Below are 25872 nucleotides of genomic sequence, written 5' to 3'. Positions count from 1 at the left end.
GTCGCCACGGGGCTTATCCGGGTAAAGTAGTGATCTTATACAGGTATAAGAAGTAACAGGACTGCATCCATGCCCGACACCAACGACAACCCGCTGGGCAACTACCTGCGCGACCGCCGTAACCGGCTGGACCCTGCGGCGCTCGGTTTTTCGCTCGCGCGCCGGCGCACGCCCGGCCTGCGCCGCGAAGAAGTCGCCCAGCGCGCACATGTCAGTGCCACCTGGTACACCTGGCTGGAGCAGGGGCGCGGCGGTGCGCCTTCGGCCGATGTGCTGGCGCGCATCGCCCGCGCGCTGATGCTCACCGAAGCCGAGCGCGAGTATGTCTTTTTGCTCGCCCTGGGCCGCCCACCCGAGGTGCGCTTTCAGGACCCCGAGGGCGTGACGCCCCGATTGCAGCGCGTGCTCGATTCGCTCGAAACCAGCGCCGCCTATGTGAAGACCTCCACCTGGGACGTGGTCGCCTGGAACCATGCCTCCACTCTGGTGCTGACCGACTATGGCGCGCTGCCCGTGGGGCAGCGCAATATCCTGCGCGTGGTTTTCGGCAGTGCGGCGCTGCGCCGCAAGATGCCCAACTGGGAGCGTGATTCGCGCTTCATCGTCGGCGCTTTCCGCGCCGACGTGGCGCGTGCTGGCGCCGCCGCCCGCGTGCAGCCCATGGTGGAGGAGTTGTGCGAAATCGACCCCGAGTTCCGCGCGCTCTGGCGCGACAACGGTGTGCAGAGCAGCTATGGCGAGCACCCCAAGCACGTGGTGCACCCCGTGGCCGGCCCCATCGACCTGGAGTATTCGGCCTTTGCCGTCGATGGCCGGCCCGACCTGGGCATGGTGATCTACACCCCCGCCACGCCGCGCGACCTGGCGCGTGTGAAGGCGCTGATTGCTGCGGGCGAGGAGGGCAAGGCAGCGGCAGCGGCAAGCGCTGCTGTCAGGCGCCAGCGCCAGACCATGCCCGCATAGACACGCCCCTCACATCGCCGATGCAAAAAACCCCGCCAGTCCCGCATGCCTGCAGGAGACAAGCCAGATGACCGCCATGCCCGCCGTACCTTTGAGCTTCGAGCAATTCCAGGCCCAGTCGCTTGCCGGCGGGTTCGACGAAGTGCTGTTGCGCGAATGGGCCCCAGGCCAGGTGGTGCCCGAGCACCGCCACGACTTCGGCGTGAGCGCCATCGTCGTGCAGGGCGAGATGTGGCTCACCTGCGAGGGCCAGGAGCGCCGCCTGGTGCCCGGCGATACGTTTACGCTGTACCGCAATGAGCCGCATGCGGAACGGTATGGGGCGCAGGATGCGACTTACTGGGTGGCACGGCGAATCCCTGCCGATTGATTGAAGGCCCCCGGGCCTGCAGCACCGCAGTTTGGCGCACTTGCGATGCTGCATGGCGAGAGGCGGCGCCTTTGCTACAGCGAAGAGGTAGAAGCAGCGTTTGGTCCTGCGCGTGGATTTGAGGCGCCGTCGTTGCAGGCAGGCGCGAGACGCCCAGAAGCGCCATCAAAGAGCCTGGGGTGTTGCTCGCTCGCTGCAGCCGCTGGTTTTTTGGCCTCGCTTACCAAAAATCACGCTTTCCCCCTTGTCATTTTCCATAATTATGAGAAATTACACCCATGTGAGAGCAAAGCCTGCGTTTGCCGTCATTTGATGGCACGTTGGCGGCAAAAGCCGGGGCCCTTGTGGGGCCTGGCAGCTGATTCACCCGGAGTTCACCCGCACATGCGCCTGGTATCCAATTCCCTGCACGATGAAGTCGCCTCGCGTCTGCGCGAGGAGATCTTTGCCGGCAAGCTGGCGCCGGGCAGCTTTCTGGACGAAGCGGCGCTGTGTGAGCGGCTGGAGATTTCGCGCACGCCGCTGCGCGAGGCACTCAAGGTGCTGGTGGCCGAGGGCCTGCTGCGCCATGAGCCGCGCCGTGGCTGCTTTGTGGCCGAGGTCACGTCCAAGGACCTGGACGAGATATTCCCCGTGATCGCGCTGCTCGAAGGCCGCGCCGCGCACGAAGCCACGCGCCGCGCCAGTGCGGGCGACGTGGCTGCGCTGGAGGTGCTGCACCAACGCCTGCAGGCGCATGCCGCAGCCGGGCGCATCCCCGAATACTACGCAGCCAACCACGCCATCCACGAGGCCTTCATCACGCTGGCGGACAACCGCTGGCTGGCCCAGGTGATCGGCGATCTGCGCAAGATCCTGCGCCTGGCGCGGCTGCAGCAGTTGCACGCGCCCGGGCGCCTGCAGCAGAGCCTGGCAGAGCACCTGGCGGTGTTTGCCGCCCTCAAGGCCCAGGACTGCGATGCCGCCGAGGAGGCCATGCGCACCCATCTGCTGCGCCAGCGCGAGGCCCTGCGCGACGTAGCCCGCACCCAGCAATCGAGGTTGACACCATGAACATGAACACTGCCCCCGAATGGATTGCCCGCAGCGTCTCGCGCCTGCGCTCCGCTGCACCCGCCAGCGACAAGCCCGCCGGTGACAAGGCCCCTGGCGACAAGCTTGCGCGAGCGGCCGCCGAAAAGGCCAACGTGACCGACGTGGTGGCCAAGGTGGCTGTTCCGCGCTCCACCAACGAACGCCTGGCGGCCACGCTGCGCCGCGGGCAGGAGGCCTTGTCGCCGCGTGCCCTGCGCCGCCTGCTGGCGGACCTGCAGGAGGTGGTGGCCCCGCAGGTGAGCGAGCTCGAAGGCGGGCGCCGCGCCCACGGCGTGGCCCAGTGGTATGCCGAGGCCGCGCCCGAGGAGCGGCGCGACATGTGGCTGCTGCTGTGCGAGCAGTTCGCACCCGATGCCACGCGCTTCAAGTCCGCCCGCCAGCGCTACGAGGCCGCAGCGGGCACGGCCGAGGAGGGCCAGGCCGAGATCAGCCTGCGCCGCGCCCTGGTGTCGCCGCGCACACGGTTGCTGCAGCGCTTTGCGGTGGTGCCCGAAGGCATGCGCTTTTTGCTGGACATGCGTGCCGAGCTGCTGCCCTTGCTCAAGGCCGACAAGCGCCTGCTGCCGCTCGACGCGGAGCTGGAGCACCTGTTCTCGACCTGGTTTGACGTGGCCTTTCTGGAGCTGCGCCGGCTGTCGTGGGACTCGCCTGCCTCGCTGATCGAAAAGCTCATCAAGTACGAGGCGGTGCACGACATCCGCAGCTGGGCCGACGTGAAGAACCGGCTCGACAGCGACCGCCGCTGCTACGGATTCTTCCACCCGCGCCTGCCCAACGAGCCGTTGATTTTCGTGGAGGTGGCGCTGGTGGACCGCATCTCCAGCAGCATCACCCCGCTGCTGGACGAGGCCGCCGCACCGGCCGACCTGGCCAAGGCCACGACGGCCATCTTCTACTCCATCAGCAATACCCAGACGGGGCTGCGCGGCGTGAGTTTTGGTGATTCGCTGATCAAGCACGTGGTGGAGACGCTGACCGAAGAGTTCCCGCGCCTGCGCACCTTTGCCACGCTCTCGCCCATCCCAGGTTTCAGGGGCTGGCTGGCCAAGCATGCGGCACCCATGCTGGAGCGGCTGGACGACAAGCGCCGCGCCGAGCTGGGCCGCGCCGTGGGCTTCGAGCCGCCACAGGCCGCGCACCTGCTCACCGCACTCGAAAAGCCGCTGGACCTGGACGCCCGCTCGCCCGTGCGGCAGATGCTGCTCGAATGCGCAGCCCACTACCTGGCGCGCGAGCTGGCCGAGGGCAAGCCCGTGGACCCGGTGGCGCGCTTTCACCTGGGCAACGGTGCGCGCGTGGAGCGCCTGAACTGGGGCGGCGACCCCTCCACCAAGGGGCTCAAGCAGTCGTACGGGCTGATGGTCAACTACCTGTATGACTTGAAGCGCATCGACAAGCACCGCAGCATGCTGGCACAGGGCAAGGTGCCCGCATCGGGAGATATCGACAGCCTGTGCAAGGGCTGAATCGCGGCGTTGCCGCCCCTGTGTGCCACGTCCAGAGGGATAACCCGTAACCCCTGGGGCCGTGGTGTGCATGGGTGACACCCGTGTCGTGAGGCGGCGCTACCATGCGCCTTTTGTTGGTAAGTTTGGTTGGTAGTTTCATTTCTATTTTTATAAGACAGGAGACAAGATGAAAGACAACGACCTGCAGCGCCGCGACGTGCTGCGCGGTGCCGCTGCTGCGGCCGCCGCACTGGCCTGTGGCAGCAGTTGGGCCCAGGCGTCCGCATGGCCAAGCAAGCCGGTGACCCTGGTGGTGCCGTTCCCTGCAGGCGGGGGCACCGATGCCTTCGCCCGGCCCCTGTCCGCCCAGTTCTCCAAGACCGTCGGCAAGACCCTGGTCATCGACAACCGGGGCGGCGCGGGCGGCACCGTGGGCGCGAGTTTTGCGGCCAAGGGCGCGCCCGACGGCTACACCCTGTTCATGGGCGCCGTGCACCACGCCATCGCCCCGTCGATGTACCCCAAGCTCGACTACGACATCGAGAAGGACTTCATCCCCCTGGCCCTGCTGGCCAACGTGCCCCAGGTGGTCGTGGTCAACCCCAAGGCCGTACCGGTGGCCAACTTCCAGCAGTTCATCGACCACGTCAAGCGCAACCCCGCCAAGCTCAACTACGGCTCGGCCGGTGCCGGCACCTCGCACCACCTGGCGGGCGAGCTGTTCAAGCAGCAAACGGGCACCTTCATCACCCACATCCCCTATCGCGGCGCGGGCCCGGCCCTGCAGGATCTGATCGCGGGCAATGTGGACATGATGTTCGATGGCCTGGGCTCCTCGGCCACGCACATCAAGAGCGGCCGCATCAAGGCGCTGATGGTCTCGGGCAGCAAGCGCAACCCGGCCTTTCCCGACGTGCCCTGCGCCGCCGAGGTGGGCTTGCCCGACTACACCGTGACCACCTGGTACGGCCTGTGGGCACCCAAGGGCACGCCGGCCGACATCCAGGCGCGCATCGTGGAAGAGGTCAAGCGCATCGGCACGGCCGATGAGATCAAGACCATCTGGGCCAGCAACGGTGCCGATTACGGCACCCTGACCCCGCAGCAGTTCGGCGCCATGGTCAGCAGCGAAGTCAAGCGCTGGGCCACGGTGGTCAAGGCCTCGGGCGCCAAGCTCGACTAAGAAGGTGTGAACGAACCCGCCATGCCCGCTCATGCCTCCAAAACACGCGCGCTCGTCGTTGCAAATGCTCGCCATAGCCCGCGCTATGGCTGTGCTTTGCGCCTAGATCGCACGCGTTGTGGCGGCCTGCTCGGACACGCCGGGTCCATTCACACCTTCTGAACGCCCCCCAATTAGCGGCGAGCAGGGAAAGGCAATATGCAGGCAGTTGTATCAGCAGCGATGACAGCGGCGCAGGTAGTCGCGGCGCGCGCACCCGGCGCGGCCGGCGATGCTGGCGTAGTGCAGGTCACGCTGCGCCACACCGGCCGGCTCAACGCCATGTCGCGCGCCATGTGGCAGCAGCTGCGCGCCGTGTTCAAGGACATCCAGCGCAGCCACGATGTGCGCTGCGTGCTGATCGAAGGCGAGGGTGCAGCCTTCTGCGCAGGGGGCGATATCTCGGAGTACCCGGGCTTTCGCTTCGACGCGGCGGCGCTGCGGGAATTCCACGAGGGCGACGTCTGGGGCGGGCTCTCGGCCATGCTCGACTGCGACGTGCCCATCGTCGCCCACATCGCCGGCGCCTGCATGGGCGCGGGCGTGGAGATTGCCAGCTGCTGCGATGTGCGCGTGGCCCATGCCGGCGCGCGCTTTGGCGCACCCATCGCACGCCTGGGCTTTCCCATGGCGCCGCGCGAGGCGCAGCTGGTGGCCGGTGCCGTGGGCGAGGTCACCGCGCGCCAGATGTTGCTGGAAGCCGCCACCTTTGGCGCTGACGAGATGTTTGCGCGCGGCTTTTTGAGCCGTGTGGTGGCCGGTGCCGAAGACGCCCGCGCCGAGGCCCTGGCCAGCGCCTGCCGCATTGCGGCGCTGGCGCCAGGGGCCGCACGCTTGAACAAGCAGACCCTGCGTGCGCTGAAAGCGCCGCTGTCCATCGACCCGTCGCAGCACCACCCTGCTTCTTCCAGCCACCACCACGCCACAGACCCCTATGCCTATGCGGACAGCGCTGAGCACCGCGAAGGCATCACCGCCTTTCTCGAAAAACGCCCCCCTGTGTTTTGAACCGCCGCTTTGTTGCCTATACGGATGACCGCACCATGAGTTCCACCCCTCAGCAAAACCTGTTCAGCGCCCTGCGCGCCGCCTTCCCCGCCGACCTGGCCAGCACGGCTGTGGAGACCTCCACCGCCGATGGCCGGCCGCTGCTCTACAGCTGGAGCGACCTCGACCGCGCCAGCGCCCGCATCGCCAACCTGCTGGTGTCGCTCAAGCTGCCCGAGGGCAGCCGCGTGGCCGTGCAGGTCGAGAAATCGGTCGAAGCGCTGCTGCTGTACCTTGCCACCTTGCGCGCGGGCTACGTGTTCCTGCCGCTCAACACCGCCTACCAGAGCGCCGAGATCGAGTATTTCATCGGCAACGCCGAGCCTGCCGTGGTGGTCTGCACGCCCGGCAACTTCGGCTGGGTGAGCAAGATCGCCTTCACCCAGGGCACGCAGCATGTCTTCACCCTGGGCGACGACCGCACGGGCAGCCTGCTGGATCGCGCCGCGCACCATGGTGACGAGCACACGCCCGTGCCGCGCTCGGCCGATGACCTGGCCGCCATCCTGTACACCAGCGGCACCACGGGCCGCAGCAAGGGCGCCATGCTCACGCACGGCAACCTGCAGTCCAACGCCGAAGTGCTCAAGGACTACTGGGGCTGGAAGCCTGGTGACGTGCTGATCCACGCGCTGCCCATCTTCCACGTGCACGGCCTGTTCGTGGCCATGCACGGTGCGCTGATCAACGGCAGCAAGATGATCTGGTTCAGCAAATTCGACCCCAAGGCCGTGCTCGCCGCCATGCCGCGCGCCACCGTCTTCATGGGTGTGCCCACGCTCTACGTGCGCCTGCTGGCCGAGCCGGGGCTCACCAAAGAGACCGCGAAGACCATGCGCCTGTTCGTCGCGGGCTCGGCGCCGCTCTTGATCGAAACCTTCAACGAATGGCAGCAGCGCACCGGCCACACCATCCTGGAGCGCTACGGCATGAGCGAGACCATCATGCTCACCTCCAACCCCTATGCTGCTGACAAGCGCCACCAGGACCAGACCGAGCGGCGTGGTGCCACCGTGGGCTTTCCGCTGCCCGGCGTGGGCCTGCGCGTGGTGGACGACGCAAACAAGGCGCTGCCCCTGGGCGAGATCGGCGCCATCCAGGTCAAGGGCCCCAACGTCTTCAAGGGCTACTGGCGCATGCCCGAGAAGACGGCCGAGGAGTTCACGTCCGACGGCTGGTTCAAGACCGGCGACGTGGGCAAGGTCGATGAGCGCGGCTACGTGAGCATCGTCGGGCGCAGCAAGGACCTGATCATCAGCGGCGGCTACAACGTCTACCCGGCCGAGATCGAGGGCTACATCAACGACATGCCCGGCGTGGCCGAAAGCGCCCTGGTGGGCGTGCCCCACCCGGACTTCGGCGAGGTGGGCGTGGCTGTGGTCATCGCCAAGCCCGGTGCCAAGCTCGACGGCGAGGCCATCGTGGCGCATCTCAAGTCGCAGTTGGCCAACTTCAAGATCCCCAAGCGCTGCTTCGTGGCCGACGAACTGCCGCGCAACACCATGGGCAAGGTGCAGAAAAACCTGCTGCGCGATCAGCACAGGGGCTTGTTCGCCTGAAGGGGTGTTGGCGGCGCAGCCGCCGCTGCCGTGCGCGATCGAGAAGGGGCCTGCGGGCCCTTTTTTCATGCCCGGGTTCTCGCCGGCAGGTCGAAGAACCTGCGCACGTGCAGCTCCAGAAGCCGGCGCGCGGGTCACGCCGCAGCTGGTGCATTGGATTCAGGAAATGCTCCACATGCGCTGCCAACGTTTTTCCTCAGCGGCTATCCGTCGGTTGTATGCCGTCATCGGGTTCGTTCAGCTGCCTGTGTCTCTGCTGGGCATGGTCGCACCCTGGATCGGCGTGCCGGAACTCACGTTGGTGCTGTCGGTGCTTGCACTCAAGAGGTACGGCCGGGTGCTGGTTGTTGCACTGCTGGGCGCGCAAGACCCGCGCTGATGCGGCTCGAGGCATCGCACGGTGCACGCAGTGCGCCACGTCGCTTTTTCAGCGATCCGATCCGGCACCTTCCACCTGTCTCCGGTGTACTTTATCTACAGGTAGATGCTGCTGCCGCTACACCGGGCAGCGTGTTCTGAATGCTATTCTTTGGCGGAAGAAATCTCATTGCGACACCGTGGTGAGGGATCTGCCAAATAACGCACAGGAGAATCACGCATGGCAGTAGAAAAAGTGGCCCTCATCACCGCCGGCGGCAGCGGCATGGGCGCGGCGGCGGCGCGCAAGCTGGCGGCCGATGGCTACAAGGTAGGCATCCTGTCCTCGTCGGGCAAGGGCGAGGCACTGGCCGCCGAACTGGGCGGCCTGGGCGTGACCGGCTCCAACCAGTCCGTGGAGGACCTGTGTCGGCTGGTGGACCAGGCGGTGGCCCGTTGGGGCCGCGTCGACGTGCTGGTCAACAGCGCCGGCCACGGCCCGCGCGCCCCGGTGCTGGAGCTGACGGACGAGCAATGGCACGTGGGCATGGACGTCTACCTGCTCAACGTGATCCGCCCGACGCGCCTGGTCGTGCCCCACATGCAAAAGCAGGGCGGGGGCAGCATCATCAACATCTCCACCGCCTGGGCGTTCGAGCCGAGCGCGATGTTCCCGACCTCGGCGGTGTTCCGCGCAGGCCTGGCGGCCTTCACCAAGCTGTTTACCGACAGCTACGCCAAGGACAACATCCGCATGAACAATGTGCTGCCCGGCTGGATCGACAGCCTGCCTGCCACGGAAGAACGCCGCCAGACCGTGCCGCTCGGCCGCTACGGCAAGAGCGCAGAAATCGCTGCCACCATCGCCTTCCTGGCGTCGGAGGGCGGGGCCTACATCACCGGCCAGAACCTGCGGGTCGATGGCGGGCTGACGCGCTCGCTCTGATCCTGGCTCAGGCGGTAGCGCGGATGCCGGCGGGGCCGGCGTTCACCACTGGCTGCGCCTGCTGTTCCATCGGCGCATCGGGCAACCAGCGGCAGGCCACCACGCCCAGCACGGCGACTGCGGCGGCACAGGCCCACACGGCCTGCAGCGCATGCGGTCCGGCACTGGCCATGGCCTCGGGGTGCCCGGCCACCAGCGTGTGCAGCACCTCGGCGAACAGCGTGGTCAGCAGCGCCACGCCCACGGCACCACCCAGGCTGCGCAGCATGACCGGCACGGCGGTGGCAATGCCCATGAGCTGCACGGGCGATGCGCGCTGCGAGACCATGGTGATGATGGGGAACAGCACGCCGATGCCCATGCCCAGCGGCAGCAGGCAGGCCGACAGTACCAGTGGCTGCGCGGGCGCCCACTGCATGGCGGCGGCCAGCAGCACGAAGCCCAGCACCACCAGCGCGCTGGCGCCCATGCCCAGATTACGGGCCGGCACGCGGGCGCGCAGCAGGCGGCCGCTGCCGATGGCTGCGGCCGTCACCCCTGCCATCAGCGGCAGCAGGTGCCAGGCGGCCGTGGTGGGAGCCAGGTGCAGGGCGGTCTGCAGGTAGGCGGGCATGAAGACCACGGCGGCATACAGCGCCACGCCGGTGACCATCCCGATCACGGACGCCGCCGCATACACCGGCCGTCTGAACAGCGACAGCGGCACCAGCGGGTGCGCGGCCCGGCGCTGGCGCAGCACGAAGGCCACGGTGCACAGCGCGCACACGGTGCCCAGCACGGCGGCCGACAGCCAGTCGGGCAACTGCAGGCGTTCATGCTGCGTCATCAGCAGGGCGCTGCACAGTGCAGCGGTGAGCAGCACCGCGCCCAGGTGGTCGATGGGCGTGCGCGGACCCCGGGCCTGGCCGCGCAGCGTGGTCGCCAGGATGCCGAAGGCGACCAGCGCCAGCGGCACGTTCAGCCCGAAGGCCCAGCGCCAGGAGAGGTGCTCGGTCAGCCAGCCGCCCGTGAGCGGCCCGAACATGGTGGCCACGCCATACACCGCGCCCAGCAGGGACTGGTAGCGCCCGCGCTCTGCCAGCGGAAACATCGCGGCCACGGTCAGCATGGTCAGCGTCATCAGCCCGCCGCCGCCCGCGCCCTGCAGCGCGCGTGCCAGCACCAGCTGCAGCATGCTCTGGCTGGCCGCGCAGGCCAGCGAGCCGAGGAGGAAAAGGCCGATGGCCAGCAGCAGCATGGGCTTGCGGCCATGCACGTCGGCCAGGCGGCCATACAGCGCAATCACCACCGTGGCGGCCAGCAGGTAGGCCGAGAAGGTCCATGCCGGCGGCAGGCTGCCCGGCATGTCGCGGGCGATGGAGGGCAGGGCGGTGGAGAGGATGGTCTGGTCCAGCGCGGCCAGCACCAGCATGAGCATCAGCGCGAACAGAGGCAAGGCTGTGGAGCGGGGCTGGGCCAGTTCAGGTGGTTGCGTGGCAGGCATGGGGTTGGATGTCGTCATGGCCGGCAGTGTCGCGGCGCTGCATGGTTCTGTACAGTGCAATGATCTGAACATACAGTTGCACCGCATGAAAACGTATGACCTCAACCTGCTGGTCGCGCTCGACGCGCTGCTGGCCACTGGCAGCGTGACGGCTGCGGCCGAGCGCGTGCACCTGAGCACCCCGGCCATGAGCCATGCGCTGGCCCGCATCCGCGAGGTGTTCGGCGACGCCATCCTGGTGCGTGCGGGCCGCCAACTGGTGCCCACGCCGCGCGCCCTGGCGCTGGCCGAGCCCGTGCGCCAACTGCTGGCCCAGGCACGCGCGCTGCAGTCGCCGGGTGAGGGGCCGGGCGGCCTGGCGCAGGTGCGACGGCATTTTGTGGTGCGCGCGCCCGAGGGCATGGCCGTGGTCTACGGCGCGGCGCTGTCGCAGGCGCTCGCGCAGGAGATGCCGTTGGCCAGCCTGCAGTTTCTGGCCGAGAGCCACAGCGATCCCGCCGCATTGCGCGAGGGACGGGTGGACCTGGACGTGGGCGTGTTCCGCAGTCGCGACCCCGAGGTGGAATGGCAGGAGCTGTCGCAGCAGCCACTGGTGGGGGCTGCGCGCGCCGGCCACCCGCTGCTGGCCAAGCCGCTCACGCCCGCACGCCTAGCCGCTGTACGCCATGTGGGCGTGACACTGCGGCCTGGCGAGCCCAGTACGCTGGACGATGCGCTGGCTGTTCTGGGCCTGGCGCGCCTGGTGGCGCTGCAGGTGCCCAGTGCCTTTGCGGCGCTGATCGCGGCCTCGCGTTCGGATTTGGTGGCCTGTGTGCCTGAGCGGGTGGCTCGGGGCATGTCTCCGTCACTGAAGCTTGAAGTCTTTGCGTTGCCGTTGCCGTTGCAGAGTGACACTACGCGCATGGCGTGGCATCCGCGGTACAGCGCGGATGCGGCGCACCGGTGGTTGCGGGAGTGTCTTTTGAAGGTGTTGGAGGATCCGCTGATCAAGGGGCCGGCGGTGAAGGTTGTGCGGGGGCGGCGCTAGCTTTCGTGGGTGGATTGTTGCTTCTCTTGTCGTGGTTGCTGCTTGCCTGTGTTGAGGGCGGAGGCCGGGGTGTGCGCCCGGCGGCGCAGTAACTTTCTCTTGCGTCGCCAAGAGAAAGTCACCAAAGAGAAGGCGACCCCCAGTCTGCGTCCCTCCGCTTCGCTGCGGGCAACCTGCGATGCTCGGTCCTGGGGTGGTGCCGATGAACTCGCTGCGTTCTTCGAACTCCGCTCAAACAGCATCGGCAAGCCAGATGACGAAGTGCGTGTGTCCTGCGGCACACGCACCCACCCCAGACCCTGCGCTTCTCGGCGCAGCCAGCAGGGGTGGGGAGCGGGTACCGCACGGCTGCTGCTTTCGCAGCTGCGCCTGGGGTCGGTTACGCGCTGCGCGCTGCCGACGAAACTGGCACGATCTCTATGCCCAGACCGAAGCGCAGCAAGGCAGTTCAGGCCGAGCGAAGCAATGGCCTGTGTGGAGCCCGCTCCCACCCCCTTCTGACCGTGCCGAGAAGCGCAGGAGCTGGGGTGGCGCGTGTGCCGCAGGACACACGCGCTTCGTCATCTGACTCGCCGCAGATGTTTGAGCGGAGTTCGAAGAACGCAGCGAGTTCCGAGGCGCACCCCAGCTTCGAGCATCGCAGGCTGCCCCCTCGCCACCGGCGAGGGGGACACGGGCAGCGGGGTCGCCTTTTCTTGGCCTACCTTCTTTTGGCGACGCAAAAGAAGGTAGGTGCGCCGCCGGGCGCACACCCCGGCTCCCGCCCTCAATCAAAGCATGCAACCACCACGCGCCGCAAGCACCGCACAAGACGCAAAGAGCTACCTCAACACCAGCACCGGAATGTGCGAATGGGTCAACACATGCTGCGTCTCACTCCCCATCAACAACCGCTTGACCCCCTTGCGCCCATGCGACGCCATCACGATCAAATCCGCCTTGTGCTTCCTGGCCGCCGCGATGATCGCCTCGGCCACCAGGTCGGATTTGTGGACCACGGCCTTCACCGTGATGCCGCGTGCGCCACCGCGCGCCTTGACGGCATCGACCATGGCCTGTGCGGCATCGTTCCACTGCTGCTCGATGCGTTTCACGTCGCTCATCTCAACAGGCATGCCGCCTTCGAAGTAGCTGCGCGGGTAGCGCGGCACCACCTTGAGAGCGATGACGGTGGCCGATGTCAGTTCGGCCAGTCCAAGCCCATGGTCCACCGCCTTGTCGGACAGGGTGGAGCCATCGGTGGCGATCAGGATGCGTTGGTACATGGTGGTCTCCTTGCTTGTAGATAGTGCAAGCGTAAGGGCCATGATGTTCCCCGCCTTGATCCAGGTCAACAAGCCAACCGGGCTGCGGCGATAGGCTTGAGCCATGTCAAATGCCACCCCCAGCCCCGCAGATGCAAGCTCGCCGGTGGCCTCGCCACAGCAGCTGCACGCCACACTGCTCGACGATCCGCAGGAGTGGTCTTCCTTTGGCCGCCCCTGCGACCGCCGCGGAGCGCCGGTGGAGTCCGCCCCTGGGGACGCGCCCGCTTGGGAGTCGCATGTGGTGCTCTCGGGCATGCACTGCGCGGCCTGCGCCCTCAGCATCGAAGACGCGCTGCGCAGCGTGCCTGGCGTGCTGCAGGCCGATGTGAGTGCCGCCACGCACCGTGCGCGCGTGCTGTGGCAGCCCGCGCAGGTGCTGCCCTCCACCTGGATGGCCGCCGTGGCCCGTGCGGGCTACCAGGCGCTGCCGGCGATGGATGCGTTCGCACGCACCCAGCGCCAGCAAGAGAGCCGGCGCGCGCTGTGGCGCTGGCTGGTGGCGGGCTTTTGCATGATGCAGGTGATGATGTACGCGTGGCCCGCCTACGTGGCGCAGCCGGGCGATCTGTCGCAGGAGATGGAGACGCTGCTGCGCTGGGCCTCGTGGGTCATCACGCTGCCGGTGGTGTGCTTTGCCTGCGGCCCCTTCTTCGCCAGCGCGCTGCGCGACCTGCGCCTGCGCCGTGTGGGCATGGACCTGCCCGTGGCTCTGGGCATGGCCATCACCTTTGCCGTGAGCACGGCGGGCACCTTCGACCCGGCGGGCGTCTTCGGCAAGGAGGTGTACTTCGACTCGCTGACCATGTTCGTGTTCTTCTTGCTCACCGGCCGCTGGCTGGAGCTGCGCCTGCGCGACAGCACCGCCGGCGCGCTGGAGGCGGTGATGAACCGCCTGCCCGACAGTGTGGAGAGGCGCGGCGCCGACGGCGCATTCACCCGCGTGGCCACGCGCCGCCTTGCCGTGGGCGATGTCATCCGCGTGCTGCCGGGCGAGGCCTTTCCGGCCGATGGCCGCATCACCGACGGCAGCACGCAGGCCGACGAGGCCCTGCTCACTGGCGAGTCCACGCCCGTGGCGCGCCCGCAGGGCAGCGCTGTGGTGGCGGGCAGCTACAACCTGCAGGCAGCCGTGCAGGTGCGCGTGGAGGGCACGGGCAGCGCCACGCGCTTTGCGCAGATCGTGGCGCTGATGGAAAGCGCATCGCTGCAAAAGCCGCGCCTGGCGCAACTGGCCGACCGCGTGGCGCGGCCCTTTCTCATCGCCGTGCTGCTCGCCGCCGTGCTGGCCGCTGCGTACTGGTGGCCCAGCAGCCCCAGCCATGCGCTCATGGTGGCGGTGGCGGTGCTCATCGTCACCTGCCCGTGCGCGCTGTCGTTGGCCACGCCGGTGGCCATGCTCACCGCTGCCGGCACCCTGGCGCGCCATGGCCTGCTGGTGCGCAACCTGCAGGGGCTCGAAGCCCTGGCGGCGGTGGACACCCTCGTGTTCGACAAGACCGGCACGCTCACGCGCGACGGCATGGCACTGCAGGGCGTGCACACCATCACCGGCCTGGCGCGGCACGATGCCCTGGCGCTGGCCGCCGCCCTGGCGCGCCAGTCCATGCACCCCGCATCACGCGTCCTGTGCGCGGCGGCGGATGGCGACGCCGGTCGCTGGGCCGCCACGGAGGTGGTGGAAGAAGCGGGGCAGGGCCTTACCGCCCGCGTGATCGACTCCACCGGCGCGCTGGCCCCACGCCGCCTGCGCCTGGGCTCTGCGCGCCATGCGGGCGTGGGGGCAGGGCAGGGCGCCGACAGCGCGGCCCTGCAGGTGGTGCTGTCTGAGGAAACAGACGGGCGCGGTGCCGCCGTCGAGCTGGCCCGCTTCACCCTGGCCGAAAGCCTGCGGCCCGAGGCCTGCGACGTGGTACAGGCGCTGCAGCGCGAAGGCGTGGCCGTGCACATGCTCTCGGGCGACCGCATGGCGTCGGTGCAGCGCGTGGCTGCGCAGGCCGGCATCGCGCACGCGCAGGGTGATTGTTCGCCAGGGGGCAAGCTCGCGGCGCTGCAGGCACTGCAGTCGCAGGGCCGCCAGGTCGCCATGGTGGGCGACGGGCTCAACGACGGGCCGGTGCTGGCCGGCGCCCATGTGTCCTTCGCCTTTGGCAGCGCCGTGCCGCTGGCGCGCTCGCGCGCCGACTTCGTGGTGCTGGGCGGCAGCCTGCAACTGGTGCTGCAGGCCGTGCTGCTGGCGCGCAAGACGCTGCGCGTGGTGCGCCAGAACCTGTGCTGGGCGGCCGCCTACAACGCGCTGTGCGTGCCGCTGGCGGTGCTGGGCTATATGCCGGCGTGGCTGGCCGGGCTGGGCATGGCATTGAGCTCGCTGCTGGTGGTGCTCAACGCATCGCGCCTGGCCCGGCTGGTGGGTGAAGAGAGGCCTGGGCAAGACGCTGCCTGTGCCCTGCCCAGGGCCGCGTTGGAGACCGTGTGATGGACATCCTGTACCTGCTGATCCCCCTGTCCGTGGTGCTGGTGCTGCTGATCCTGGCCGGCCTGTGGTGGGCCGTGTACCGCGGGCAGTTCGAGAGCGTGGAGCAAGAGGGCGAGCGCATTCTCCGGAATGATTGACATGCGTCAATACCCACCGGGCTGTGCTGCAAGAAACTCAATGCAACACAAAGAGGTGCCCGATGGATTCAACGCAAAACACAGCTGCTGCGCACTACAACGACACGGTCGTGCGGCAGTTTTCTATCATGGCAGTGGTATGGGGGGTGGTGGGTATGTTGGTGGGCGTCATCATCGCCGCCCAGCTGGCCTGGCCTGAACTCAACTTCGGCATTCCGTGGCTCAGCTACGGGCGCCTGCGGCCACTGCATACCAACGCCGTCATCTTCGCCTTTGGCGGCTGTGCGCTGTTTGCCACCAGCTACTACGTGGTGCAGCGCACCTGCCAGGTGCGGCTATTTGCCGCACCGCTGGCGGCCTTTACCTTCTGGGGCTGGCAGCTCGTGATCCTGGCGGCGGCCATCAGCCTGCCCATGGGCTACACCTCGGGCAAGGAATACGCCGAACTCGAATGGCCCATCGACATCCTGATCACGCTGGTCTGGGTGTCCTACGCCATCGTGTTCTTCGGCACCGTAGGCATGCGCAAGGTGCGCCACATCTACGTGGCCAACTGGTTCTTCGGCGCCTTCATCCTGGCCGTGGCCATCCTGCACCTGGTCAACAGCGCCGCGGTGCCTGCGGGCTGGATGAAGAGCTACTCGGCCTACGCCGGTGTGCAGGACGCCATGGTGCAGTGGTGGTACGGCCACAACGCGGTGGGCTTCTTCCTGACCGCCGGCTTCCTCGGGATGATGTACTACTTCATCCCCAAGCAGGCCGGCCGCCCGGTGTACAGCTACCGCCTGTCCATCGTGCACTTCTGGGCGCTGATCTTCACCTATATGTGGGCCGGCCCGCACCACCTGCACTACACCGCGCTGCCCGACTGGACGCAATCGGTGGGCATGGTGTTCTCGCTGATCCTGCTGGCGCCCAGCTGGGGCGGCATGATCAACGGCGTGATGACCCTGTCGGGCGCCTGGCACAAGCTGCGTGACGACCCCATCCTGCGCTTTCTGATCGTGTCGCTGTCGTTCTACGGCATGTCCACCTTCGAGGGCCCGATGATGTCCATCAAGACCGTCAACGCCCTGAGCCACTACACCGACTGGACCGTGGGCCATGTGCATTCGGGCGCCCTGGGCTGGGTGGGCCTGATCTCCATGGGCTCGCTGTACTACCTGATTCCCCGCCTGTTCGGCCGCGAGAAGATGCATTCCGTGCCGGCCATCGAGCTGCACTTCTGGATGGCCACCGTGGGCATCGTGCTGTACATCGCCGCGATGTGGATCGCCGGTGTCATGCAGGGCCTGATGTGGCGCGCCATCAACCCCGACGGCACGCTCACCTACACCTTCGTCGAAGGCGTCAAGGCCACCTACCCCTTCTATGTGGTGCGCGTGCTCGGCGGCCTGCTGTACCTGGGCGGCATGCTGGTCATGGCCTGGAACGTGTGGGCCACCGCCATCGCCGGCCGCTCGGTCAAGGTCGCCATCCCTGCAGTGCACGCTGCCCACGCCTGAGCAGCACGTACGGAGAGCTTTCATCCATGTCTGACAACAACACCCCCGCGACACCCACCGGTTTCAGCCACGAAAAGGTGGAGACCAACAACTTTTTGATGATCGTGCTCATCCTGCTGGTGATCGCCATCGGCGGTCTGGTAGAGATCGTGCCGCTGTTCTTCCAGAAGTCCACCACCGAGGCCGTCAAGGGCGTGGAGCCCTATACCGCCACGCAACTGATCGGGCGCGATATCTACATCCGCGAGGGCTGCTACAACTGCCACTCGCAGATGATCCGCCCCTTCCGCGCCGAGACGCTGCGCTACGGCCACTACTCGGTGGCCGGCGAGTTCGTGTACGACCACCCCTTCCAGTGGGGCAGCAAGCGCACGGGCCCCGACCTGCACCGCGTGGGCGGAAAGTACAGTGACGAGTGGCACCGCATCCACCTGACCAACCCGCGCGACCTGGTGCCCGAGTCGAACATGCCCGCCTATCCCTGGCTGGAGAAGACACCCGTCGACACTGCCGTTGCAGCCCCCCGCATGAAGGCACTGCGCACCGTGGGCGTGCCCTACACCGACGGGCAGATCGCCGACGCGGCCGCCGAGCTCAAGGGCAAGACCGAGATGGACGCCCTGGTGGCCTACCTGCAGGTCATGGGCCGCGCGCTCAAGTAAGAGCGGCTAAAAAAACTCTTCTGGCGTCGTTGCCGCGTCTTGTCGTACTACCCGTACTGCCTGCGACGCAGCGCCTGGCCAGAACCGCTTCGCTGAGTTTTTTCCCGCTCCAAGTAACACCACATTCTGGGAGATTGCAATGGACATCACGACTATGCGCATCGTCGCCACGCTGGCCTCGCTGGCCTGCTTTGTCGGCATCTGGGTCTGGGCCTACCTGGGCAGCAACAAGGACCGCTTCGACGAAGCGGGCCGCGTGCCCTTCGAGCACGAGTGACCGTGCCTGCCTCAAGAACAACGACAACCACATGAACAAGAGAGCACCCCATGAGTGACTTCACCAGCAATTTCTGGTCGGTCTTCGTGACCGCCGTGACCCTGGGCGGCATCGTCGCCTGCGGCCTGCTGCTGTGGATGGCCGGCCGCAAGAAGGTCATGGCCACCGCTGACAACACCACGGGCCACGTCTGGGACGAAGACCTGGTCGAGATGAACAACCCCCTGCCGCGCTGGTGGGTATGGCTGTTCGTCATCACCATCGTCTTCGGCCTGGCCTACCTGGCCGCCTACCCGGGCCTGGGCACGTTTGCCGGCAAGCTCGGCTGGACGCAGCTGGGCGAGTACCAGGCCGAGATGGACAAGGCCAAGGCCGAGCTGGCGCCGCTGTACGCCCGCTTTGCTGACATGAAGCCCGAGGACATGGCGCGCGACCCGCAGGCCCACGCCATCGGCGAGCGCCTGTTCATGAACAACTGCGCGCAGTGCCACGGCTCCGACGCGCGCGGCAGCAAGGGCTTTCCCAACCTGGCCGATGCCGACTGGCTGCACGGCGGCTCACCCGAGAAGATCCGCGAGACCATCGCGCAGGGCCGCATCGGCGTGATGCCGCCCATGGCGGCCGCCGTGGGCTCGCCCGAGGACGTGCGCAACCTTTCGCACTACGTGCTGAGCCTCTCCAAGAGCCCGCACGACTCGCTGCGCGCATCGCTGGGCAAGTCCAAGTTTGCCGCCTGCGCCGCCTGCCACGGCATGGACGGCAAGGGAAACCAGGCCCTGGGCGCCCCCAACCTCACCGACGACGTGTGGCTGCACGGCTGGGGCGAAGCCGCCATCACCGCCATGATCAACAACGGCAAGACCAACCAGATGCCCGCCCAGGCCGAGAAGCTGACCGAGGCGCAGATCAATGTGCTGGCCTCCTACGTGTGGAGCCTCTCCAACAACGGTGCCGCAGCCGCAACGCGATGACCGTGTGACCTGAACCCTGGCGCAAAGGCTTCGCCGCCATACGGCGGGGCCGTAGCGCGCCGGCCGGTGCATGCCCCCAAGGGCATTGCGATCGGCCCCCTATTAGAGAACTGCCATGAAGCCACCCAGCGGGCCTGCCCGCAAGGTCATTCCCATCACCCCGGTCGCTGCCGCCCCAGGGGGCAGCACCGACGCAGCGGCCGAAGTCGTGTCGCTGTACGAGGCGCAAAAGAAGATCTACCCGCGCTCCATCAGCGGCACCTTCGCCCGCTGGCGCTGGGCCATGGTGGCCCTCACGCAGCTGGTGTTCTATGTGGTGCCCTGGCTGCAGTGGGGCGAGCGGCAGATGGTGCTGTTCGACTTGGGCGCACGGCGCTTCTACCTGTTCGGGTTGGTGCTGTACCCGCAGGATTTCATCTACCTCACCGGTCTGCTTATCATCAGCGCGATGTCGCTGTTCCTGTTCACCACAGTGGCAGGGCGCCTGTGGTGTGGCTTCGCCTGCCCGCAGACGGTGTACACCGAGATGTTCATGTGGATCGAGCACAAGGTGGAGGGCGAGCGCAGCGCGCGCCTGCGCCTGGATGCTGGTGGCTGGACCTGGGAGAAGGTCCGCAAGAAGTCCGTCAAGCAGTTCCTCTGGATCAGCGTGGCGTTGTGGACGGGCTTCACATTCGTGGGCTATTTCGTGCCCATCCGCGCACTGGGTGCCGAGTTGCTGGCGCTGCAGGGCAGCTGGCAGATCTTCTGGGTTTTGTTCTACGGCTTTGCCACCTATGGCAATGCGGGCTACATGCGCGAGCAGGTGTGCAAATACATGTGCCCGTATGCACGCTTTCAGAGCGCCATGTTCGACAAGGACACTCTGGTCGTCAGCTACGACCTGGCGCGTGGCGAACCCCGGGGCCCGCGCAGCAAGACCGTGGACCACAGGGCCAAGGGCCTGGGCGACTGCATCGACTGCACGCTGTGCGTGCAGGTCTGCCCCGTGGGCATCGACATCCGCAACGGCCTGCAGTACGAGTGCATCGGCTGCGGCCTGTGCGTGGACGCCTGCAACACCGTGATGGACAAGGTGCACTACCCGCGCGGCCTTATCCGCTATGCCACCGAGAACGCCGTGGCGGCCCGCTGGAGCGGCGCGCAGATGCTGCGCCGCGTGCTGCGGCCCCGCGTGCTCATCTACAGCGCCATCCTGCTCGCGCTGTGCGTGGGGCTCACGGCCAGCCTGGCACTGCGCACCGCCTTCAAGGTCGACGTGGTGCGCGACCGTGCCGCGCTCTCGCGCATCGTCGCGGGTGGGCAGCTTGAGAACATCTACCGCCTGCAGATCATGAACGCCACCGAGGCCGGCCAGCGCTACCGCATCGGCGCGCACGGGATCGATGGGCTCACGGTGGCGTCGGAGGCCGAAGTCGAGATTGGCGCCGCCGAGTCGCGCTGGGTGGCCGTGCGCCTGCAGATCCCCTATGGCTCGGCCCCGCCCGGATCGCATCCCGTGCAGTTCGAGATCGAGGCCCTGGGTGGCGGGGGCCATGTCACCGAGAAGTCAGTCTTCCTGGTGCCGCGCTGACCGGGCCTTCCAGCCCAACGACCCCATTTTTTCAGGAGCAATCACATGCCATCCCCCTCCGTCGCCGCATCGCCCGTGGCCGTCCCGTCCGCCCCCTGGTGGAAGTTCGGCCATGTCTGGCTGGTCATTTCCGGCCCGGCCATCGTCGTCGTAGCGGGCTTCGCCACGCTGTGGATCGCCATCGCCCGCCCCGACCCCGTGGTGGCGGAGGACTACTACCAGCAAGGCATCGAGATCAACAAGACGCTGGAGGACAACCCCAGCAGCCTGGCCCCCGCCATGAAGGCGCGCAACCATGCGGCCACGCCCGAGCAGGACAAGCCGCGTTGAGCGAGTTGGAACAATCCAAATGAAGGAGACAAGCCCATGAGATTGCAGCGACTGATGTGGATCGCCTGGCCCGCCTTTCTGACGGCCGGCGTGCTGGAGATGCTGGTCTTTGCCTTCGTGGACCCACAGGACATGCACTGGTTCGGCCAGCCCTTGGCCCTTTCGCGCGAGGGCGTCTACACCATCGCCTTCTTCGTGTTCTGGCTGGTCACGATGGCATCGAGCGCGCTCACCACGCTGCTTTCCATGTCGCCGTTCGAAGTCAACCGCTGCCCGGTGCCGGTGACGGAGCGGCCTGCAGATTGCGCACGGCATAGGATTGACACCCCCTGAGTCGCTTCGCGCCTCGGTGCCACCGCCAGAGGCGGTGGCTCTTCGGGCACGTCCAAGCCTGCGCAGGCAGGATTGGAGCCTCGGCCCTCAGCCCCTCTCTCGCCTCGCTGCGCGAGTCGGGAGAGGGACGCCCCCAGCGCGGCGGGGCGGCCCTTGCGCGGGGGCACTGGCCTTTGCCGCGCCAGTTTTCGTCAGCGGGGGCATGGCCAGGTTGCTGGCCGGTACCGAGACCCAGAGCGAGATCGTGTAAGGGAAAGCGAGCCTGGCACAGCTCTTGAATGCGGGCAGTGATGTCCCTACAGTAGCGGGCAGGCCAGCACCATCGCTGTGCCTAAGCCTCGCACCCTCCCGCCATGTACCTGAGCCATGCCCGCGTAGAAATGCTGTCCCGCCTGATGGGCCGGCTGGAGGCTGCCGAACTGCCGGCGAGCGCCCCGCTGCGCCTGGCCGTGGGCAGCGACCTGCTGGCCCTGCTGCAGGCCGACCATTTCGCCTCGTACGCCTGGGACGACGGCGCCCAGCGCTTTGGCGACCGCGCCTCCATCCACATGGACGACGCCAACCTGCAGGCGTACGAGGCGTACTACCAGTACCGCGACCCCATCACCCACCAACTGCGCCAGCGCCGCGAGCCCACCCTGGTCACGCAGATCCTGCCCCAGCAGGAACTGATGAAGACCGAGTTCTTCAACGACTTCCTGGCCCGCGACGGCCTGCACCACGGCGTGAACCTCTTTGCCTGGGACGGCGGGCGCAACCTCGGTGACCTGCGCATCTGGCGCAGCCGCCAGCGCGGGCCGTTCGACCGCGACACGCTGGACCTGCTGCGGCTGGTGCAGCCGGCGTTCACCGGCGCGCTGCGGCGGCTGGGCGCGCGGCCGGCGGACACAGCGCCGGTCGCACCTGTACCCGCATCACCCGACCCCTGGCAAGGCCTCAACGGCCGCGCCCGCGAAATCGCCCAGGCGCTGTGCGCGGGCTGGCCCGACAAGAAGATCGCGGCGGAGCTGGGGATTGGCTACTCGACCGTGCGCACGCATGTGGATGCACTGTTCGAGCGGTTCGGGGTGCATAACCGGACGGAGTTGGTGCAGAGGCTGCTGGGGGCGAGGCGGTCCCACTGAGGCTGTCCCTGGACCGCGAGTGCGGAGCGAAGGCTTCGCTCGCATTCTTCAACCCATCTGGCCCTGTGGCGCAGGCAAAGCGGGCTGACCTTGCTGCCGCCGCAGCACCTGCCCCGCATGCGCATGCACCGTGCGCCCCTGCTCGCAGGCCAGGTGGCCGTTGACGAAGACTGCGTCGATACCAATGCTCGGGGTGGTGGGATGCTCGAAGCTCGCGCGGTCGGCCACGTGGGCCTCGTCGAAGACCACGATGTCGGCTGCATACCCAGGTGCGATCATTCCCCGGTCCGCCAGGCCGAAGCGGCGTGCGCTCAGGCCGGTCATCTTGTAGACGGCGGTCTCCAGCGGGAACAGGCGCTGCTCGCGCGCATAGTGCCCCAGCACGCGCGGGAAGGTGCCCCACAGGCGCGGGTGGGGCACGGCGTCGTGGGCCAGTCCGTCCGATCCGACCATGGTGAGCGGGTGCGCCAGGATGCGGCGCACATCGTCCTCGTGCATGGCGAAGTACACCGCGCCAGCGGGTGCCAACTGCTCCACCAGGGCCTCGGGCGTGCAGCCGCGCTCGCGCGCCAGGGCGAACAGCGAGCGGCCGGCGGCGCTGGGGTCGCCGCGCGACCAGGTGACCAATACTTCGCTGGACTGCCCCACGCGCGCGGCCAGCAGCATGGTGGATGAAGCGTTGTAGGGGTAGCAGTCCATGCACACCGGCTGGTGCGCGGCGGCCGCGTCCACGGCGGCCAGGGTCTGCACCGACCTGCCGTGGTTGCGCTGGCCGATGAGCTTGTGGTGCGAGAGCACGGCCTCCACGCCCAGGGCGCGGCCGATGTGCAGGGCCTCGCGCAGCGCGTCGTCGATAGCGTCGGCCTCATCGCGCAGGTGCATGGTGAGGATGCCGCGCGCTGCGGTGAGAGGGGCTCCCACGGCTATCACTTCTTCGGCGGTGGCCGCGCGCGCTGGCGGGTAGTACAGCCCGGTGGACAGGCCACTGGCCCCCGCATCCAGCGCGTCTGCCAGGTCGGCCGCCATGCGGGCCGCCTCTGACGGCGTAGCGGGGCGCTCCAGATCGGCCACGTGGCGCACGCGCAGGGTGGAGTGGCCCACCAGGCACACGGCATTGAGCGCGGGGCGGGCGGCCTGCAGCGCATCGAGGTAGTCCCCAAAGCGCGCGTAGCGCCAGTCGTCGGCGCCCAGCAGGTCCAGCGGGGCCGGGGGCGTGGTGGCGCTCAGCAGTGGCGCCAGGCTGATGCCGCAGTTGCCGGTGACCACCGTGGTCACGCCCTGGGTGAGCTTGGGGTGGGGGCCGTGCGGCGTGCCCAGCAGCAACCGGTCGTCGTGCGTGTGCACGTCGATGAAGCCGGGGCAGACGATGCGGCCTGTGGCGTCATGGTGGGCCCGGGCCGGCTGGCCGCGCAGGTCGCCCACGGCGGTGATGCGGCCCTGGGCCACACCCACGTCAGCGCGCAAGCGGGGTGCACCGCTGCCGTCGACGACCGTGCCTCCAGCGATGATCAGGTCCAGCATGCGGTCAACCCACCTGCGCGCCGGAGCGCTTGACCATCTCGGCCCACATGGGCGATTCCTTCTTCGCGCGCTCCATCAGCCGCTCGGCCGGGCCGGGCGTCACTTCGAAGCCGATGGCGGCGTATTTCTCCTGCACGGTGGGCAGGCGCAGCAAGTCGTTGATGGCCTTGTTCAGCTGTGCCACCAGCGGCTTGGGCAGGCCCGGCGGCGCGACGATGCCGCCCCAGGCCACGGTCTCGTAGCCCTTGACACCGGCCTCGGCCACGGTGGGCGTCTGCGGCAGCAGCGGGCTGCGCGCGGCGCCCGTGACGGCCAGCACGCGCACCCGGCCCGACTGGATGTGCGGGGTGATCGAGCTCAGGTTGTCGAACATCACGTCGACCACGCCGCCCATCAGGTCCTGGATGGCCTGGGGGCTGCCCCGGTAGGGGATGTGCGTCATGGACACACCCGCCATGGACTTGAACAGCTCCCCGCTCAGGTGGCCGGTGGTGCCGCTGCCGGCCGATGCCATGCTCAGGTCGCCCGGCTTCACGCGGGCCAGCGCGATCAGCTCCTTCACGCTGTTGGCCGGCAGATCCTTGCGCACCACCAGCGCGTTCTGCACGAAGCCCAGCAGGGCGATGGGCACCAGGGCATCGGGGTCGTAGGGCAGCCTGGCATACAGCGCGCGGTTGATGGCCAGCGTGCCCACGTTGCCGTAGCCCAGGGTGTAGCCATCGGGTGCGGCGCGGAACACGTCCGCCATGCCGATGCCTCCGCTGGCGCCGGGCTTGTTGTCCACCACGAAGGGCTGGCCGATGGACCTGGCCAGCTCGTTGGTGAGGATGCGCACGATGGCGTCGGGCGAGCCTCCAGCGGCCGAGGGCAGCACCAGGCGGATGGGGCGGTCTGGGTAGCTGGCGGCGGCCTGCGCCCACTGCGGAAGCAGTGCGGCGGCGGACGCGGCGGTGGCCGATTGCAGCCACCGGCGGCGGGTGGCTGCAGCGGGCGACACAGTGGGAGAGGGCCGCGAAGCGGGGGAGGTCATGGGCGCATTCCTTTCGTTGTTGAAGGGCTGATCACGGTGGGAATGCTAGAAACCGCCCCCGTTTTGCACAAACCATGTTTTCTGCGGCTACCATGCAAAATGCTCATGCATCTTTGTGGTGAATGGGGTTTTTCATGGCTGCTCGATACACCTATCATGTGCATACCTCATGGAGTAAAGCATGTACCGTGCCCCTTCGACCATGTCGCTGCTGTGCCTGGAAGCCAGCGCGCGGCTGGGCTCGTTCACCGCTGCCGCGCAGGAACTGCACCTCACCCAGGGCGCGGTAAGCCGGCAGATCCAGGCGCTGGAAGAGCGGCTTGACGTGCGCCTGTTCACTCGCCGGCGCGACGCGCTGGTGCCCACCGACGCAGGCCGCTATTACCTGGATGAAGTCACCCCGTTGCTGCAGCGCCTGGAGCGTGCCACGGTGAACGTGATGGCCTTCAAGGGGCGGGGCGGCGGGCTGGCCTTGTCGGTGGGCGCATCGCTGGGCGCGTACTGGCTGATTCCGCACCTGCCTGCCTTCACCCGCGCGCATGGCGAGATCACGCTGAACCTGAGCACGCGCGTGGGGCCGGTGGACTTCAAGACCGGAGCCATCGACGCCTCGCTGGAGTTCGGCGACGGCCAGCGCCCTGGCCTGCACAGCGACTTCGTGGCTGCGCTGGACCTGTCGCCCTACGCCGCGCCCGCATGGGTAGAGCGCCATGGCGCGCGGGTGGATGCAAGCACACCGCGCGCCGCGCTGCTCAACCACCACACTCTGCCCGATGGGTGGGAGCAGTGGTTCGAATTCGAGCAGATCGGCACCAGCCCGGGGCGCGATGGTCCGCGCTTCGAGATCATGTCCATGGCGCTCAACGCCGCCGTGGCGGGGCTGGGCGTGGTGCTGCTGCCAGCCTACATGGCGCAGGACATGGTGCAGGCCGGCCGGCTGCAGCGCTTGTCCCCCCGCGTGTGGCGCTACGCCAAGGGCTACTACCTGGTCTACCCCGAGGAGTCGGAGCGCTTGCCGGCGCTTCAGACCTTTCGCGCGTGGCTGCTGGGGTTGGCGCGCGAATAGCGCCGGCCCACGGGCCTGCTCACGGTCTCAACAGGGGCCACGAACA

25 protein-coding genes are annotated in these 25872 nt (G+C 67.8%); 21 read left to right on the top strand and 4 right to left on the bottom strand.

Annotated elements, in window-relative coordinates; all coding sequences use genetic code 11:
* The first annotated feature begins 69 nt into the window (after positions 1–69).
* The 9 genes from ACSQ9E_RS18730 to ACSQ9E_RS18690 all read left to right on the top strand — a co-directional run bounded on the left by ACSQ9E_RS18730 (position 70) and on the right by ACSQ9E_RS18690 (position 9007).
* Positions 70–963, top strand: coding sequence for a helix-turn-helix transcriptional regulator (locus ACSQ9E_RS18730; RefSeq protein WP_436218803.1), 894 nt, complete (start codon positions 70–72; stop codon positions 961–963).
* Between the two features lie 76 nt (positions 964–1039).
* Positions 1040–1333, top strand: coding sequence for a cupin domain-containing protein (locus tag ACSQ9E_RS18725; RefSeq protein WP_436218802.1), 294 nt, complete (start codon positions 1040–1042; stop codon positions 1331–1333).
* 384 nt (positions 1334–1717) lie between these two features.
* A complete protein-coding gene (locus tag ACSQ9E_RS18720) occupies positions 1718–2386 on the top strand; it encodes a GntR family transcriptional regulator (RefSeq protein WP_057263920.1) in 669 nt (222 codons plus the stop codon).
* A gap of 2 nt (positions 2387–2388) precedes the next feature.
* Positions 2389–3894, top strand: a complete 1506-nt coding sequence (locus ACSQ9E_RS18715) for a malonyl-CoA decarboxylase (RefSeq protein ID WP_436180166.1) — start codon at positions 2389–2391, stop codon at positions 3892–3894.
* A 169-nt stretch (positions 3895–4063) separates the two neighbouring features.
* Positions 4064–5059 (top strand): Bug family tripartite tricarboxylate transporter substrate binding protein, encoded by a 996-nt coding sequence (locus ACSQ9E_RS18710; protein ID WP_436179131.1) that lies wholly within the window; start codon positions 4064–4066, stop codon positions 5057–5059.
* A gap of 222 nt (positions 5060–5281) precedes the next feature.
* Entirely contained in the window at positions 5282–6106 is an 825-nt protein-coding gene (locus tag ACSQ9E_RS18705; RefSeq protein ID WP_436220237.1) for an enoyl-CoA hydratase/isomerase family protein, read from the top strand.
* Between the two features lie 35 nt (positions 6107–6141).
* A complete protein-coding gene (locus ACSQ9E_RS18700; RefSeq protein ID WP_436218801.1) occupies positions 6142–7704 on the top strand; it encodes a malonate--CoA ligase in 1563 nt (520 codons plus the stop codon).
* Between the two features lie 166 nt (positions 7705–7870).
* A complete protein-coding gene (locus ACSQ9E_RS18695; protein ID WP_200963893.1) occupies positions 7871–8083 on the top strand; it encodes a hypothetical protein in 213 nt (70 codons plus the stop codon).
* A gap of 219 nt (positions 8084–8302) precedes the next feature.
* Positions 8303–9007, top strand: a complete 705-nt coding sequence (locus tag ACSQ9E_RS18690; protein ID WP_436218800.1) for an SDR family oxidoreductase — start codon at positions 8303–8305, stop codon at positions 9005–9007.
* 7 nt (positions 9008–9014) lie between these two features.
* On the opposite strand, the gene ACSQ9E_RS18685 is transcribed toward ACSQ9E_RS18690, so the two are convergent.
* Positions 9015–10508 carry an MFS transporter gene (locus tag ACSQ9E_RS18685; RefSeq protein ID WP_436218799.1) on the bottom strand — a complete coding sequence of 498 codons (1494 nt, stop codon included), beginning with the start codon at positions 10506–10508 and terminating at the stop codon, positions 9015–9017.
* Between the two features lie 67 nt (positions 10509–10575).
* Here ACSQ9E_RS18685 and ACSQ9E_RS18680 point away from each other — a divergent pair, with 67 nt between their 5' ends.
* The gene (locus tag ACSQ9E_RS18680) at positions 10576–11517 is read left to right on the top strand and encodes a LysR family transcriptional regulator (protein ID WP_436218798.1); all 942 of its coding nucleotides are present in this window, start codon (positions 10576–10578) and stop codon (positions 11515–11517) included.
* Between the two features lie 821 nt (positions 11518–12338).
* Here ACSQ9E_RS18680 and ACSQ9E_RS18675 read toward each other — a convergent pair.
* Positions 12339–12782, bottom strand: a complete 444-nt coding sequence (locus ACSQ9E_RS18675) for a universal stress protein (protein WP_057206401.1) — start codon at positions 12780–12782, stop codon at positions 12339–12341.
* A 103-nt stretch (positions 12783–12885) separates the two neighbouring features.
* Between ACSQ9E_RS18675 and ACSQ9E_RS18670 the strand changes: the two genes are divergently transcribed.
* From ACSQ9E_RS18670 to ACSQ9E_RS18625, 10 genes are all read left to right on the top strand, one after another.
* Positions 12886–15297 (top strand): heavy metal translocating P-type ATPase, encoded by a 2412-nt coding sequence (locus ACSQ9E_RS18670; RefSeq protein WP_436218797.1) that lies wholly within the window; start codon positions 12886–12888, stop codon positions 15295–15297.
* On the top strand, positions 15297–15434 hold the full coding sequence (gene ccoS, locus ACSQ9E_RS18665) for a cbb3-type cytochrome oxidase assembly protein CcoS (protein ID WP_007860012.1): 138 nt from the start codon (positions 15297–15299) through the stop codon (positions 15432–15434). Before ACSQ9E_RS18670 ends, ccoS begins: the two co-directional genes overlap by 1 nt.
* A gap of 62 nt (positions 15435–15496) precedes the next feature.
* Positions 15497–16939, top strand: coding sequence for a cytochrome-c oxidase, cbb3-type subunit I (ccoN, locus tag ACSQ9E_RS18660; protein ID WP_057206397.1), 1443 nt, complete (start codon positions 15497–15499; stop codon positions 16937–16939).
* A gap of 26 nt (positions 16940–16965) precedes the next feature.
* Entirely contained in the window at positions 16966–17601 is a 636-nt protein-coding gene (ccoO, locus tag ACSQ9E_RS18655; protein WP_436218796.1) for a cytochrome-c oxidase, cbb3-type subunit II, read from the top strand.
* Between the two features lie 139 nt (positions 17602–17740).
* Positions 17741–17878, top strand: coding sequence for a cbb3-type cytochrome oxidase subunit 3 (locus tag ACSQ9E_RS18650; protein WP_057206393.1), 138 nt, complete (start codon positions 17741–17743; stop codon positions 17876–17878).
* A 50-nt stretch (positions 17879–17928) separates the two neighbouring features.
* Positions 17929–18849, top strand: coding sequence for a cytochrome-c oxidase, cbb3-type subunit III (ccoP, locus tag ACSQ9E_RS18645; RefSeq protein ID WP_436218795.1), 921 nt, complete (start codon positions 17929–17931; stop codon positions 18847–18849).
* A gap of 115 nt (positions 18850–18964) precedes the next feature.
* Positions 18965–20422 (top strand): cytochrome c oxidase accessory protein CcoG, encoded by a 1458-nt coding sequence (gene ccoG, locus ACSQ9E_RS18640; RefSeq protein ID WP_436218794.1) that lies wholly within the window; start codon positions 18965–18967, stop codon positions 20420–20422.
* A gap of 45 nt (positions 20423–20467) precedes the next feature.
* Entirely contained in the window at positions 20468–20752 is a 285-nt protein-coding gene (locus ACSQ9E_RS18635; protein ID WP_436218793.1) for a FixH family protein, read from the top strand.
* Positions 20753–20788: 36 nt separating this feature from the next.
* Positions 20789–21085 carry a hypothetical protein gene (locus ACSQ9E_RS18630; RefSeq protein ID WP_436218792.1) on the top strand — a complete coding sequence of 99 codons (297 nt, stop codon included), beginning with the start codon at positions 20789–20791 and terminating at the stop codon, positions 21083–21085.
* Positions 21086–21438: 353 nt separating this feature from the next.
* On the top strand, positions 21439–22209 hold the full coding sequence (locus tag ACSQ9E_RS18625) for a helix-turn-helix transcriptional regulator (protein WP_436218791.1): 771 nt from the start codon (positions 21439–21441) through the stop codon (positions 22207–22209).
* Between the two features lie 48 nt (positions 22210–22257).
* Here ACSQ9E_RS18625 and ACSQ9E_RS18620 read toward each other — a convergent pair whose 3' ends face one another.
* Positions 22258–23730 (bottom strand): N-acyl-D-amino-acid deacylase family protein, encoded by a 1473-nt coding sequence (locus ACSQ9E_RS18620; protein WP_436218790.1) that lies wholly within the window; start codon positions 23728–23730, stop codon positions 22258–22260.
* 4 nt (positions 23731–23734) lie between these two features.
* Positions 23735–24760: a Bug family tripartite tricarboxylate transporter substrate binding protein gene (locus ACSQ9E_RS18615; protein WP_436218789.1), complete on the bottom strand. Its 1026-nt coding sequence runs from the start codon at positions 24758–24760 to the stop codon at positions 23735–23737.
* Between the two features lie 181 nt (positions 24761–24941).
* On the opposite strand from ACSQ9E_RS18615, the gene ACSQ9E_RS18610 reads away from it, so the two are divergent.
* Positions 24942–25826 (top strand): LysR substrate-binding domain-containing protein, encoded by an 885-nt coding sequence (locus tag ACSQ9E_RS18610; RefSeq protein ID WP_428001732.1) that lies wholly within the window; start codon positions 24942–24944, stop codon positions 25824–25826.
* The last annotated feature ends 46 nt before the right edge of the window (positions 25827–25872 follow it).

Origin of the sequence: Acidovorax sp. LjRoot118, from assembly GCF_964253575.1 — a bacterium.
Classification (GTDB): domain Bacteria; phylum Pseudomonadota; class Gammaproteobacteria; order Burkholderiales; family Burkholderiaceae_C; genus Acidovorax.
The sequence above is the reverse complement of the archived record's forward strand: the minus strand, read 5'-3'. Positions and strand labels throughout refer to the sequence as shown.

Coding starts and splice junctions, on each gene's coding strand:
- ACSQ9E_RS18730 (WP_436218803.1), top strand. CDS start 70: ATGCCCGACACCAACGACAACCCGCTGGGCAACTACCTGCGCGACCGC.
- ACSQ9E_RS18725 (WP_436218802.1), top strand. CDS start 1,040: ATGCCCGCCGTACCTTTGAGCTTCGAGCAATTCCAGGCCCAGTCGCTT.
- ACSQ9E_RS18720 (WP_057263920.1), top strand. CDS start 1,718: ATGCGCCTGGTATCCAATTCCCTGCACGATGAAGTCGCCTCGCGTCTG.
- ACSQ9E_RS18715 (WP_436180166.1), top strand. CDS start 2,389: ATGAACACTGCCCCCGAATGGATTGCCCGCAGCGTCTCGCGCCTGCGC.
- ACSQ9E_RS18710 (WP_436179131.1), top strand. CDS start 4,064: ATGAAAGACAACGACCTGCAGCGCCGCGACGTGCTGCGCGGTGCCGCT.
- ACSQ9E_RS18705 (WP_436220237.1), top strand. CDS start 5,282: ATGACAGCGGCGCAGGTAGTCGCGGCGCGCGCACCCGGCGCGGCCGGC.
- ACSQ9E_RS18700 (WP_436218801.1), top strand. CDS start 6,142: ATGAGTTCCACCCCTCAGCAAAACCTGTTCAGCGCCCTGCGCGCCGCC.
- ACSQ9E_RS18695 (WP_200963893.1), top strand. CDS start 7,871: ATGCTCCACATGCGCTGCCAACGTTTTTCCTCAGCGGCTATCCGTCGG.
- ACSQ9E_RS18690 (WP_436218800.1), top strand. CDS start 8,303: ATGGCAGTAGAAAAAGTGGCCCTCATCACCGCCGGCGGCAGCGGCATG.
- ACSQ9E_RS18685 (WP_436218799.1), bottom strand. CDS start 10,508: ATGACGACATCCAACCCCATGCCTGCCACGCAACCACCTGAACTGGCC.
- ACSQ9E_RS18680 (WP_436218798.1), top strand. CDS start 10,576: ATGAAAACGTATGACCTCAACCTGCTGGTCGCGCTCGACGCGCTGCTG.
- ACSQ9E_RS18675 (WP_057206401.1), bottom strand. CDS start 12,782: ATGTACCAACGCATCCTGATCGCCACCGATGGCTCCACCCTGTCCGAC.
- ACSQ9E_RS18670 (WP_436218797.1), top strand. CDS start 12,886: ATGTCAAATGCCACCCCCAGCCCCGCAGATGCAAGCTCGCCGGTGGCC.
- ccoS (WP_007860012.1), top strand. CDS start 15,297: ATGGACATCCTGTACCTGCTGATCCCCCTGTCCGTGGTGCTGGTGCTG.
- ccoN (WP_057206397.1), top strand. CDS start 15,497: ATGGATTCAACGCAAAACACAGCTGCTGCGCACTACAACGACACGGTC.
- ccoO (WP_436218796.1), top strand. CDS start 16,966: ATGTCTGACAACAACACCCCCGCGACACCCACCGGTTTCAGCCACGAA.
- ACSQ9E_RS18650 (WP_057206393.1), top strand. CDS start 17,741: ATGGACATCACGACTATGCGCATCGTCGCCACGCTGGCCTCGCTGGCC.
- ccoP (WP_436218795.1), top strand. CDS start 17,929: ATGAGTGACTTCACCAGCAATTTCTGGTCGGTCTTCGTGACCGCCGTG.
- ccoG (WP_436218794.1), top strand. CDS start 18,965: ATGAAGCCACCCAGCGGGCCTGCCCGCAAGGTCATTCCCATCACCCCG.
- ACSQ9E_RS18635 (WP_436218793.1), top strand. CDS start 20,468: ATGCCATCCCCCTCCGTCGCCGCATCGCCCGTGGCCGTCCCGTCCGCC.
- ACSQ9E_RS18630 (WP_436218792.1), top strand. CDS start 20,789: ATGAGATTGCAGCGACTGATGTGGATCGCCTGGCCCGCCTTTCTGACG.
- ACSQ9E_RS18625 (WP_436218791.1), top strand. CDS start 21,439: ATGTACCTGAGCCATGCCCGCGTAGAAATGCTGTCCCGCCTGATGGGC.
- ACSQ9E_RS18620 (WP_436218790.1), bottom strand. CDS start 23,730: ATGCTGGACCTGATCATCGCTGGAGGCACGGTCGTCGACGGCAGCGGT.
- ACSQ9E_RS18615 (WP_436218789.1), bottom strand. CDS start 24,760: ATGACCTCCCCCGCTTCGCGGCCCTCTCCCACTGTGTCGCCCGCTGCA.
- ACSQ9E_RS18610 (WP_428001732.1), top strand. CDS start 24,942: ATGTACCGTGCCCCTTCGACCATGTCGCTGCTGTGCCTGGAAGCCAGC.